Origin of the sequence: Nocardia jinanensis (genome assembly GCF_014645735.1) — a bacterium.
GTDB lineage: Bacteria > Actinomycetota > Actinomycetes > Mycobacteriales > Mycobacteriaceae > Nocardia > Nocardia jinanensis.
This window is the reverse complement of record NZ_BMMH01000001.1, coordinates 399,420-411,687: the sequence shown is the minus strand read 5'-3', so window position 1 is coordinate 411,687 and position 12,268 is coordinate 399,420. Positions and strand designations below refer to the sequence as shown.

The following is a 12,268-nucleotide window of genomic DNA, read 5'->3' as shown; positions in this document are numbered from 1 at the left end:
GCTCCGGCCGTGCGCGTTTTGCGTACCTCCGCCTTCGCTCCGGCCGTGCGCGTTCTGCGTACCTTCGCGTTCGTTCCGGCCGTGCGCGTTTTGCGTGCCTGCGCGTTCGTTCCGGCCGTGTGTGGATCGCGGACGGACTTGCCCAACTGCGCCTATCAGGCGGGGGCGGTCGTCCCGGAGGACCGCCCCTCCGATTACGCGTCCGGACCGACCACCGTGTAGCGCGCACAGGTGAATTCCCCATTGCGGGCCATTTCGGCGACCCGCAACTCCAGCCGGCGCGGCAGCAGGGGCGCCCCGGAGCCCAGCGTCACCGGGGCTGTCGAGACGATCACCTCGTCCAGCAGGCCGTGGTCGGCGAACTGGCCGGCGAGTTCGCCGCCGCCGACGATCCAGAGGTTCTTCCCGGCCGCCGCCTCGGCCATCGCCTTGTGGACGAGTTCGACCGGTTCTCCGGTGAACCGCACATCGCCGTCGGTGCGCGGCGCGAACTCACGATGTGTGCACACCCAGGTCGGGACCTCATAGGGCCAGGGCTCCGCGCTCTGATTGTCGAGCAACCACTGATAGGTGTTGGCGCCCATGACGATCGCGCCGACACCTGCCATGAATTCGGTCATCCCCATGGGGCCGTCCTCGTCGGCCTCACGGGTCAGTAACCAGTCCAGTGAGTGGCCGGTGGTGGCGATGAAGCCGTCGAGGCTGGTCGCCGTGTTGTAGATGGTCCGGGGCGCGGATGCGTGGGTGGTCATGTCAATCTCTCTTTTGCAGCCAGTCGATGGGGTCGCCCCAGCCGACGGGATCATCGGGTGATGTCCCGCGTATCCAGTACCGCACCAGTTGGCGGCGATACGCGGAGTAGGTGAGCACATGCGCGACGACGCTGCCCAGTACGAAACTCTCCGGTGGCTCGCACAGGGCGTCGATCAGGATGTCGCCCCAGCTGCCACGCCGGTCGATCTCGCGAACTGTGTCCAGCCAGCGTGGACCCACCTCGTCGAGACGGGCCATGAGCGCGGGGAGATCGTCGCCGCCGGCCACCGGGGTGTCGGCTCCCTCGATCGAGGCCAGCCACACCTCCTTGCTGCGGATCAGATGGTGCAGCACGGCGGCGACCGAATCCTCGGGACCGTCCCATGGCAGTACTGTTCCGCTGCCGCCGCGTGGCCGCCGGAACTCTTCCTCGCTCAGCCCCGCCGCGGCTTTCACCAGTAGTGCGGTGTCCTCGAGATCGTGGTGCAGCAGTAGTGCGGTCGGGTCCATATCGGAGCGTCCCTTCGGTTCTCCGTCGACCCACAGCGACATGGGCGGATGGAAATGGATGCCGTTCGCCGCCGGCAGCCGGCGCGGGGTCCGGCCGGTCAGCGGTGGAGTAGCGCTCGGCGAATGACCGAACGCGCGGGCGAACGCCCGGCTGAACCCCTCCACCGTGTCGTAGCCCGCGGCGAAAGCCGCCTCGGTGACTCCCGCGCCGCCGCCGAGCTGCCAGCAGGCGCGTTCCAGCAGCACGCGCCGCCGCAGGCCGACCGGAGATTCGCCGGTGCCGCGACTGAACTGCCGGGCGAAGTGATACCGCGACGCATACGCGCCGGCGGCCATCTGCCCGAGCGTGGTGTTGTTCTCGTCGAGAACCGCGTCCAGTAGTTCGCGTAGTCGGTCACGTCGGTTGTTCACCCGTCGAGTCTGTCGGTTCGACCACGCGCCGCGCTTGACCGATCTTGCGCAAGTCGCCCCCCGGGGTCGTCGCCCCGGCGGCACGCACGCCGACGCTCAGCGGTTGCTGCGGCGCTCCAGACCCTTCCGGTCGTAGAGGATCGTGAAGACGAGCCCGAGGACCAGACCGACACCCAGCCCGAACAGGCTCATCCCGACCCCGCGCGCCAGCCCTGGGTTGCCGTGGGCGTCGAAGTACAGGATGGCGCGAATACCCAGGTAGATCTGGTGCATCGGTTCGAAGGTGGCCAGCCAGGCCATATAGTGCGGCGTCGCCTCCAGCGGAATGGTGGCGCCGGCCGAGGGCAACCCGAGCACGATGAACAGGATCAGGTTGATCAGCAGACCGGCCGAGCCGAACACCGCCAGTACAGATAGTGCGGTGACCCCGACCGCGATGATCGCCAGGGTGCCGAAGAGGAACAGGGCGAGGCTGTGGTCGAGCGGCATGTCCAGCAGCGTGGCGATACCGATGAACAGGCCGGAGACAATCGGTGCCGCGACGGCGATCACCCCCCATTTCAGCAGCAGGGTGCGCACCCGGGAATGCGGGGAGGTGGGGTGGTGCACGAACCACGGTCCGTATTCGGTGGGGACGAAACCGAGTGCCGAATCCACCATGGTGTGGACGATCATGGCGCCGGTGAAACCGGCCAGCACCACCAGCAGCGTGTAGAAGAACGCGGACAGTCCCTGCCCGGTCCCGTCCGGCAGCGGCCGGTACGGCTCGATGAGGACCTGGATCGGTTCGGCCAGCATCAACCGGGCGGCGCCGGAGATCTCGGTACCGCCGCCCGGACCCGCCTTCAGCTCGTCGTCGACCGTGGCCGTCAGTTGTTTGCCGACCTCCGCGTTCACCTGGATCAGGGCCTGGCGGGCGACGGTCTGGGTGATCTGGGTGGCGTAGGTGCCGGTACGGGGGTTGGTCACCACGGTGATCACGGGCTGCTGGATATCACCGGGCACCACACTGCCCGTGCCGAGGATCGACAGTCGTTTGGACAGATCGCTGGGCAGGATGATCGCGCCGTAGACCTCCCCGTTGTCCAGGAGCCGCTGGGCCTCGCCGATTCCGATCACCCGCAGATCGACCTTGTCCGCGGGGACGCGTTCGGTGAGCGCCGAGGTGATCTGGTCACCGATATCTATCTGCTGTCCGTCGCGGATATCGCCGTCGTCCTGGTTCACCAGCGCGATCGGGAAATCGTGCAGATTCTTCTCCGGGTTCACCACGTAGCCCAGATACATCGTCGACAGCAAGGCCATCAGCAGCGTGATCACCACGATCGGGCCGGCCGAGATGCGGATGCGACGCCGGACCCGGGCGCGGGTGCCGGTCTCGCCCTCCTCGCTCGGTGCGGCGCGGGTGCCGGGTTCGTCGCCGGTGCTGTGGGTCCCCATCGTGTCCTCCGTGGAAGCTGCGCTTGCGGCCCGGTGCCACGGGCCGGTCGTCTGCCGGTACGGCCGGGTCAATGGTGGCAGTTACCCGGCCGGGTACCGGTACCCGGCCGGGTGTGTCTGCTCACTGCGGTGGGCGTATCAGCGCGGCGTGGCGGGCTGTGCCCGATTCAGGAGTCGATAGCTCGAATGCCAGAGCCACTCCACCGGACCGCGTTCGAACCGGCGCAGCCAGAGGTGCGCGAACAGCGCGATCACCGCGCACACCGTCAGATAGATCGCGACGGTGAAGGGCACCCGGGCTTCCGGGGCGAACCGTGCGGCCAGCCCGAATCCCCAGCCGTAGCAGAGGATCGACGCCACCAGATTCTGCAGGATGTAGCAGCTCAGCGCGGCCCGGCCGATCTCGGTCAGCCGGCGTCCGGCGAATCCGGTGCGCGGGCGGCGCACATAGAACTCGGCGACCAGCGCGAGAATCCCCAGCGAGACCACCGGAGCCACCAGATAGCGGGTGATCAGCACCAGATCACCACCGCCGGCCAGACCGGCCAGCAGATCGATCGGTGCGGCCACGCCGAAGCCCACGAGTACGAGCCGGCGCCGCAGCCGCGCGCCTTCGGGTCGGAACACCCCCGCATGGAAGAGCCGCGCGCCGAGCAGGAACAGCGCGATCGACAGCGGCAGGATCACGATCGCCTCGACACGGAACACCAGGGCGTTCTCGGCTCGGAACAGCACCAGATCCCAGAACGACCCGTCGGCGTACGGGTTCGGGGACAGCGGTGCCCGTTCCCGCGGGGCGGAGGGCTGCGCCAGCAGCAGTGAGCCGGCGTAGAGCGCGATCGCGGTGAGATGCACGCCGAGCATCGTGTAGAGCCAGCGGCCCTGTGCCCGCTCGCTGCGGGTGAGCAGGAACGCGACGACCAGGCCGGTCGCGGCGTAACCCATGAGCACATCGAATTCGGCGATCAAGAGGAAATTGAGCAGACCGTCGAGGAACAGCAGACCCGCGCGCAAGGGATAGCCGCCCGGCCAGGGGCGTCCGGCCCGGCGTGCCGAACTCTGCTGGATGGCCAGGCCGATACCGAACATCACCGTGAGCAGACCCAGGAATTTGCCCTGTGCCAATTGCTGCAGCACCTTCTCGGCCCACATCCAGCCGTCGGTGGGCGATATCGAGATCCGGCGCAGATATCCACTCAACCCCTCGGGGTCGGTCAATATCCATACATTCGTGCCCAGCGTGCCCAGAATGGCGATTCCGCGCAGCACATCCAGTGCCGCGAGGCGGGGTGGGCGGGAGGGGTTCGGTCCAGGAACGCGCGGGTCGGCGACGGTGCGGGTCATGGTCAGAGCATGTGGTCGTGCGGTACGCCACGGCATCGTCCGGAAGTACGACTCGACGGATGATTCGCCTTCCGTCGCCTACTCTCGAACTCATGCAGCGCATCATCGGTATCGAGGTCGAATACGGGATCTCCACGCCCACCGAGCCGTCGGCCAACCCGATCCTCACCTCTACCCAGGCGGTTCTGGCATATGCCGCGGCCGAGGGGGTGCCGCGCGCCAAGCGCACTCGATGGGACTACGAGGTCGAGTCGCCGCTGCGCGACGCCCGCGGTTTCGATCTGAGCCGGATGAACGGTCCGGCCCCGGTGATCGACGCCGACGAGGTGGGCGCGGCGAATATGATCCTCACCAACGGCGCCCGGCTCTACGTCGACCACGCGCATCCGGAATATTCCGCCCCCGAGGTCACCGATCCACTGGACGCGGTGATCTGGGACAAGGCCGGCGAACGGGTGATGGAAGCGGCCGCCCGGCACGCGTCCAGTGTCCCCGGCGCACCCCGGATGCAGCTGTACAAGAACAACGTCGACGGCAAGGGCGCCTCCTACGGCACCCACGAGAACTATCTGATGAGCCGCGAAACCCCGTTCAACGCGGTGATTCTCGGACTCACCCCGTTCTTCGTATCCCGTCAGGTGATCTGTGGGTCCGGCCGGGTCGGGATCGGGCAGTCGGGAGACAACGCGGGCTATCAGCTATCGCAGCGCTCGGATTATATCGAGGTCGAGGTCGGGCTGGAGACCACGCTCAAACGCGGCATCATCAACACGCGCGACGAACCGCACGCCGATGCCGACAAATACCGCCGACTGCACGTCATCGTCGGTGACGCCAATCTGGCCGAGATGTCGACCTATCTGAAGGTCGGGACCACGGCGCTGGTGCTGGATCTCATCGAATCCGGTGCCGATCTGTCCGATCTGCAGCTGGCCCGCCCGGTCACCGCGGTCCACACCATCAGTCACGACCCCACTCTCCGCGCGACGGTGGCGCTGGCCGACGGGCGCGAACTCACCGGGCTGGCGATCCAGCGGCTGTATCACGAACGGGTGGCGAAATTCGTCGAGGAGCAGGGCAACGACGACGAGCGGGTACGCGATGTGCTCGACAATTGGTCGATGGTGCTGGATCTGCTGGAACGCGATCCCATGGAATGCGCCGATCTGCTCGACTGGCCGGCCAAACTGCGCCTGCTCGAAGGGATGCGCAGCCGGGAGGGGCTGGGCTGGGCGGCGCCGAAACTGCATCTGATGGATCTGCAGTACTCGGATGTGCGGCTCGACAAGGGCCTGTACAACCGGCTGGTGGCGCGCGGGTCGATGAAACGACTCGTCACCGAGCAGCAGGTGCTCGATGCCATGACCAAGCCGCCCACCGATACCCGCGCCTACTTCCGGGGTGAATGCCTGCGCCGGTTCGGCGCCGATATCGCCGCCGCCAGCTGGGACTCGGTGATCTTCGACCTGGGCGGTGATTCGCTGGTCCGGATCCCCACCCTGGAGCCCCGCCGCGGTACCAAAGCGCACGTCGGGAAACTTCTCGACGGTGTCGATACTGCCGCTGACCTGGTGCGACAGCTCACCACCTGAGCGTTCACCGGAAATACCCCGGCGGTCGCGGCCACCGGGGTGGGACGTAATCCGACTACGTGTCGTCCTGGCTGGGTAGTGTTGAAGAACGAGCACAGAGGTGCTCACGATTCGTCCGGCACGCGAGCGCGGCCGGTCGGTGGAAAACAGAGGAGGTCGGCTGCGATGGCACAAGAGCAGACCAAACGCGCCGGGGGCGGCGACGATGACGAAGGCGTCGACGGAGTAGACGCCGCCGGTCAGGAGCGGCGCGAGAAGCTGGCGGAGGACACCGACGACCTGCTCGACGAGATCGACGATGTGCTCGAAGAGAACGCCGAAGACTTCGTTCGTGCCTACGTGCAGAAAGGTGGCCAGTGACCGCAGGTGACCCCTCGCGTCTCCATTTGGGGTACGCCCTGTCATCCTTTTCCGAACATCTACGCCAGCACGCACCGGACCTGCTGCCCAGCAACAGTTTCGATGCGCTGAGCCAGACCACCGCCGCCGGGAACCCCGGCGGCGGTGCCGCGGGGGATATCGCGCCGCACGGCACCACCGTGGTGGCGGTGTCCTATCGCGGCGGTGTCCTGATCGCCGGTGACCGGCGATCCACGCAGGGCAATCTGCTGGCGGGTCGCGATGTGGAGAAGGTGCACATCACCGATACCTATTCGGCGACCGGTATCGCCGGCACCGTGGGCATGGCCATCGAACTGGTGCGCCTGTTCGCGGTGGAACTCGAACACTACGAGAAGATCGAAGGCGTATCCCTCACCTTCGACGGCAAGGCCAACAAACTGTCGAAGATGGTGCGCGACAACCTGCCGGCTGCCATGCAGGGCCTGGCAGTGGTGCCGCTGCTGGTCGGTTACGACCAGCAGGCCACCGATCCGGACCGGGCCGGGCGCATCGTCTCCTACGACGTGGTGGGTGGGCGCAGCGAGGAGCGGTTCGGTTTCACGGCCGTCGGCTCCGGCTCCATGTTCGCGCGGACCTCGATGAAGAAGCTGTACACCAAGGGGATCGACGCCGACCGCGCGCTGCGGATCGCGGTCGAGGCCCTGGTGGACGCGTCCGACGACGATACCGCCACCGGCGGACCGGATCTGCTGCGCGGGATCTACCCGACCGCGATCCTGATCGATGACGACGGCGCCGCCGAGGTGGCCGAATCCCGGCTCGAGGAGATCGCGCGCGGTATCGCCGCCGACCGTCAGGCCGCAGAGGAAGGGAGCGCCCGGGCATGACCCTGCCGCTGTATGCGTCCGCCGAGCAGATCATGCGCGACAAGACCGAACTCGCGCGCAAAGGTATCGGCCGAGGCCGCAGTGTCGTGGTGCTCGCCTACGACAAGGGCGTGGTGTTCGTCGCGGAGAATCCGTCGGCGACCCTGCACAAGGTCAGCGAACTCTACGACCGGACCGGTTTCGCCGCCGTCGGCAAGTACAACGAATTCGAGAATCTGCGCCGGGGCGGCATCCTGCAGGCCGATCTGCGGGGCTACCAGTACGACCGGCGCGATGTGACCGGCCGGGCGCTGGCGAACGCCTACGCGCAGGCGCTGGGATCGATCTTCACCGATCAGCTCAAACCCTACGAGGTGGAGATCTGCGTCGCCGAGGTCGGCTATCCGGAGCAGGATCCGGTATCGGTGCTCTACCGGATCACCTTCGACGGTTCGATCGTCGACGAACGTGAGTACGTGGTGATGGGCGGTACCACCGAACCCATCGTCACCGCGCTGAAGGACTCCTATCAGCCGGGCCTGGACCTCTCCGCCGCCATCGGGGTTGCGGTCTCGGCCCTGCAGGCGGGAGTCCCGGAGGGCACCGACAAGGACAAGCGTTCGCTCGGTTTCGGGTCGCTCGAGGTTGCGACACTGGAGCAGGCTCGTCCCCGGCGGGCGTTCCGCCGGATCGAGGCCGCAGCGTTGGAGCGGCTGCTCTCCCCGGGCGGGGCGGGGTCGGCGGACGACGCCGAGGACGGCAAGTCTGGCGAAACGGAGAAGTGACCCGACCGGCCGGGCCCTGATCCGGGCAGCCGAGGGAACCAGGACCGGGCCGCACACCGATCGGGGTGTGCGGCCCGTTTTCGTGGGGTCACCGCCTCCGGCTGCGCTCACGGTTGCCGGGCCGGGCCCTTCGGGCAGGGTCGCGAGCCGGGCGTTCGGGCGTCCGGATGCCGCTTCGGCGAACGATCGCCGACCTAATCGTTGCCAAGCCGTATACATCGGGTTTTCCGCACCGCCCCGCAGGAATCATTCAGCGCTGTAACCTCGATAGTGTGCAGCGACGAATTATGGGGATCGAGACCGAATTCGGTGTGACGTGCACCTTTCACGGACACCGCCGGCTCAGCCCCGACGAGGTGGCCCGGTATCTGTTCCGCCGGGTGGTTTCCTGGGGGCGCAGCTCCAATGTGTTCCTGCGAAACGGCGCCCGGCTCTATCTCGACGTCGGTTCGCATCCGGAGTACGCCACCGCCGAATGCGACAGCCTGGTCCAACTGGTCACTCATGACCGGGCCGGGGAGCGAGTACTGGAGGAGCTGCTCATCGACGCCGAGCAGCGCCTCGCGGAGGAGGGTATCGGCGGGGACATCTACCTGTTCAAGAACAACACCGATTCGGCGGGCAACTCCTACGGATGTCACGAGAACTTCCTGGTCGTACGGGCCGGCGAATTCTCCCGGATCTCCGATGTGTTGCTGCCTTTCCTGGTCACCCGGCAGTTGATCTGCGGGGCCGGCAAGGTACTGCAGACACCGAAGGCCGCCACATTCTGCCTGTCGCAGCGAGCCGAGCACATCTGGGAGGGCGTCTCCTCGGCGACCACCCGCTCGCGCCCGATCATCAACACCCGCGACGAACCGCACGCCGACGCCGAGAAGTACCGGCGTCTGCACGTGATCGTGGGCGATTCGAATATGGCCGAGACCACCACCATGCTCAAGGTCGGCACCGCCGCCCTGGTGCTGGAGATGATCGAGGCCGGGGTGTCGTTCCGCGATTTCGCCCTGGACAACCCGATCCGGGCCATCCGTGAGGTCAGCCACGACCTCACCGGCCGCCGCCCGGTGCGGCTGGCCGGGGGGCGGCAGGCCAGTGCCCTGGATATCCAGCGCGAGTACTACGCGCGTGCCGTGGAGCATCTGCGCAACCGGGATCGTGATCCCCAGGTCGATCAGGTGGTCGATCTGTGGGGCCGGACCCTGGACGCGGTGGAATCGCAGGATTTCGCCAAGGTCGACACCGAGATCGATTGGGTGATCAAGCGCAAACTCTTCCAGCGCTACCAGGACCGCTACAGCATGGAGCTGTCCGACCCCAAGATCGCCCAGCTGGACCTGGCCTACCACGACATCAAACGTGGTCGTGGTGTGTTCGATCTACTGCAGCGCAAGGGCTTGGCCAAGCGGATCACCGAGGACGACGCGGTCGATGCCGCCGTCGACACCCCGCCGCAGACCACCCGCGCCAAACTGCGTGGCGATTTCATCACCGCCGCCCAGGCGGCCGGCCGCGATTTCACGGTCGACTGGGTCCACCTCAAGTTGAACGACCAAGCCCAGCGCACCGTGCTGTGCAAGGACCCGTTCCGCTCGGTGGACGAACGAGTGGATCGCCTGATCGCCTCGATGTGATCGTCGGTCACCGGCGCCGATCGGACCCTGGTCCGGTCGGCGCCGACGTCGTTTTTCGCTGATCGCCCGAACTCGGCCCTCGGGGTCGAGGCACCCGAGGTCCCCGGCCGTTCGGGTTTCGATACTCGCACCAGACCTGGGCAGTTTCCGCTCGGCCGAAGGTACCCAATGGTCGCTCCCGCCCGATGGCCGACCGCAGGTCCCGTGCGCTTCGAGGCCTGAACGGCGGGACCGGCCTCGAGTCCGGAACACCCTCTGTCTACTCCGGATGGTCCTACTCGGTGATCGGGGCTCGCCCGGTTCCGCAGCATGCGCAGAATCTATCCACAGAGCGAAACCATTGAGCCCTCATGGAGCCGTCAGCCTACCCAGACAACAAAGACGCCCGCCCGCACCAACCCTCCGCCCCCCATTTCACCCAGCCGCGGTAGCCCCGGTCGGCGGCCTCTTACTCCGGATGGTCCACCTCAACGGCGGGGCCCGCCCCGGTTCTGGAGCGACGTAGCGAAGGAGCGCAGCGACTGAGCGAAGGAGTGAAGAACCGGGGTTAACAGGGCCCCGCCCGCGGCGCCGAAGGCGCCGCCGATAAACACTGCATTATCCTGCTCGGGTGGCGATATCCAAGGTCGAGCGCCTGATGAATCTGGTCATCGCGCTGCTGTCGACTCGGCAGTTCCTGACTGCGGAGCGTATCCGGGAGAGCGTCGCGGGCTATGAGGACTGTGCCAGCGACGAGGCGTTCAGCCGGATGTTCGAGCGGGACAAGAACGAGCTCCGGGATCTGGGCATACCTCTCGAGGTGGGCCCTTCCGGGCGTTTTTCCACCGTTGAGGGGTACCGCATCAATCGGGACGCCTATGAGCTACCGGATATCGATCTGACCAGTGAGGAGTCGGCGGCGGTGGCCGTGGCGCTGCAGATGTGGGAGTCGCCGGAGTTGGCGGCGGCCGCGGCGGGGGCGCTGTTGAAATTGCGGGCCGGGGGTGTGCACGTCGAGACCGATACCGCGTTCGCGGCCATTCCGGCGGTGCCCGCGCGTACCCGCGGGTCCGAGCCGGTGCTGGGTAAGTTGCTCGCGGCGATCGACGGCGGTCAGGCAGTGCGGTTCGAGCACCGGGGCTCGAGCAATTCCCCGTATCTGATGCGTGATGTCGAGCCGTGGGGGGTGGTGACCTTGCGCGGGCGCTGGTACCTGGTCGGGCACGATCGGGACCGGGACGCGGTGCGGACTTTCCGGCTGTCGCGGATCGGTGAGCAGATCACCGCGTACGGGCCCCGTAATGCCGTGCATCCGCCCCCGGGTACCGATCTGCGGGAGATCGTCACCCAGGTGACCGGGAGTGCGCCGGTCACCGGTTCGGCGACCATCTGGGTGGCGCAGGGCCGGGGCCGGGATCTGCGCCGGATCGGCGATGTGGTGGGTAGCCGGACCGTCGGTGACCGGCCGGGCAGTGTGCTCGAGGTGCCTATCAGGTCGCAGCACTGGCTGGCCCGGTTGATCACCGGGTTGGGTGCGGATGCGCTGGTGCTCGAACCCGCGGAGCTGCGGGCCGATGTGGTGGCGCGGCTGCGTTCGGTCATCGACCGGACGGAGGTGGCGTTGTGAGCACCCGGTTGTCGGCGCGGCTGTCGCGACTGCTGAACATGGTTCCCTATTTCGTGGCCAATCCCGGGATCAGCGCGGCCGAGGCCGCCGCCGATCTGGGAGTGACGACCAAACAGTTGATGGCCGATCTGAATCAGCTGTGGATGTGTGGGTTGCCCGGCTACGGCCCCGGTGATCTGATCGATCTGTCCTTCTCCGAGGAGAGTGTGCAGGTCACGTTCACCGCGGGGATCGAGCGGCCGCTGCGGCTGACGTCGATCGAGGCGACGGCGGTGCTGGTGGCGTTACGTTCGATCGTCGACCTGCCCGGGATGGTCGATCCGACCGCCGCGCATTCGGCCATCGCGAAACTGGAATCGGCGATTTCCGGGGCCGCTCCGGCGCGGGTTTCGGGTGCCGGTCCGGCCGGGGGGCCGCCTATGGAGGCGCCCGCGGTGACCACGGTGCGGTCGGCGGTGGCAGCCCGGCGGGCGCTGCGGCTGGAGTACTACTCGGCGAGCCGCGATGTGGTGTCGAACCGGGTGGTCGATCCGATTCGGATCGTCGCGGTGGACGACAACAGTTATCTGCAGGCGTGGTGCCGCCAGGCCGAGGGCGTGCGACTTTTCCGGTTCGACCGGATCGAATCGGCGGAGGAGCTCGACGAACCGGCCCGTCCGCCGCGTGAGGCGCGCGATACCGAGGCGGGCCTGGATCTGTTCCAGGACGATCCCGCGGTTCCGCTGGCCCGGTTGCTGATCGCCGCCGACCACGGCTGGGTGCTGGACCAGTACCCGATGCACCGGGTGGCGGTACACGCCGACGGGAGTATCGAGGCGACCATGCGTTTCGCCACACTGGACTGGATGGCCCGGCTGGCACTCGGGTTCGGATCCGGGGTGACCGTACTGGGCCCGCCCGAGCTGGTGGCGGCGGTCCGGGACCGCTCCGACGCGGCTCTGGCCGCCTATCTGGCCGCTGAGCTCGACGCACCCGCCTGACAACCGGC

11 protein-coding genes are annotated in these 12,268 nt (G+C 67.3%); 7 read left to right on the top strand and 4 right to left on the bottom strand.

Annotated features, from left to right (window positions below):
- Positions 1-194: 194 nt before the first annotated feature.
- From IEY68_RS01875 to IEY68_RS01860, 4 genes are all read right to left on the bottom strand, one after another.
- Positions 195-752, bottom strand: a complete 558-nt coding sequence (locus IEY68_RS01875; RefSeq protein WP_058855582.1) for a dihydrofolate reductase family protein — start codon at positions 750-752, stop codon at positions 195-197.
- A gap of 1 nt (position 753) precedes the next feature.
- Complete coding sequence (locus tag IEY68_RS01870; protein WP_058855583.1) at positions 754-1,674, bottom strand: helix-turn-helix domain-containing protein; 921 nt, start codon at positions 1,672-1,674, stop codon at positions 754-756.
- Positions 1,675-1,770: 96 nt separating this feature from the next.
- Entirely contained in the window at positions 1,771-3,114 is a 1,344-nt protein-coding gene (locus IEY68_RS01865) for a YhgE/Pip domain-containing protein (RefSeq protein ID WP_082681452.1), read from the bottom strand.
- A gap of 138 nt (positions 3,115-3,252) precedes the next feature.
- Positions 3,253-4,458 (bottom strand): DUF418 domain-containing protein, encoded by a 1,206-nt coding sequence (locus IEY68_RS01860; protein ID WP_082681453.1) that lies wholly within the window; start codon positions 4,456-4,458, stop codon positions 3,253-3,255.
- A 92-nt stretch (positions 4,459-4,550) separates the two neighbouring features.
- Here IEY68_RS01860 and dop point away from each other — a divergent pair, with 92 nt between their 5' ends.
- The 7 genes from dop to IEY68_RS01825 all read left to right on the top strand — a co-directional run bounded on the left by dop (position 4,551) and on the right by IEY68_RS01825 (position 12,260).
- Positions 4,551-6,050, top strand: coding sequence for a depupylase/deamidase Dop (gene dop / locus IEY68_RS01855; protein WP_058855584.1), 1,500 nt, complete (start codon positions 4,551-4,553; stop codon positions 6,048-6,050).
- Between the two features lie 165 nt (positions 6,051-6,215).
- Positions 6,216-6,410 (top strand): ubiquitin-like protein Pup, encoded by a 195-nt coding sequence (locus IEY68_RS01850; RefSeq protein WP_030521323.1) that lies wholly within the window; start codon positions 6,216-6,218, stop codon positions 6,408-6,410.
- Complete coding sequence (gene prcB / locus IEY68_RS01845; protein WP_058855585.1) at positions 6,407-7,279, top strand: proteasome subunit beta; 873 nt, start codon at positions 6,407-6,409, stop codon at positions 7,277-7,279. The genes IEY68_RS01850 and prcB overlap by 4 nt, the downstream gene beginning before the upstream one ends.
- Positions 7,276-8,043, top strand: coding sequence for a proteasome subunit alpha (gene prcA, locus IEY68_RS01840; protein ID WP_058855586.1), 768 nt, complete (start codon positions 7,276-7,278; stop codon positions 8,041-8,043). The genes prcB and prcA overlap by 4 nt, the downstream gene beginning before the upstream one ends.
- Positions 8,044-8,315: 272 nt before the next feature.
- Complete coding sequence (gene pafA, locus IEY68_RS01835; RefSeq protein ID WP_189093968.1) at positions 8,316-9,674, top strand: Pup--protein ligase; 1,359 nt, start codon at positions 8,316-8,318, stop codon at positions 9,672-9,674.
- A gap of 610 nt (positions 9,675-10,284) precedes the next feature.
- Positions 10,285-11,280, top strand: a complete 996-nt coding sequence (locus tag IEY68_RS01830; protein ID WP_156426257.1) for a helix-turn-helix transcriptional regulator — start codon at positions 10,285-10,287, stop codon at positions 11,278-11,280.
- Positions 11,277-12,260, top strand: a complete 984-nt coding sequence (locus IEY68_RS01825; RefSeq protein ID WP_058855588.1) for a helix-turn-helix transcriptional regulator — start codon at positions 11,277-11,279, stop codon at positions 12,258-12,260. The genes IEY68_RS01830 and IEY68_RS01825 overlap by 4 nt, the downstream gene beginning before the upstream one ends.
- Positions 12,261-12,268: the final 8 nt, after the last annotated feature.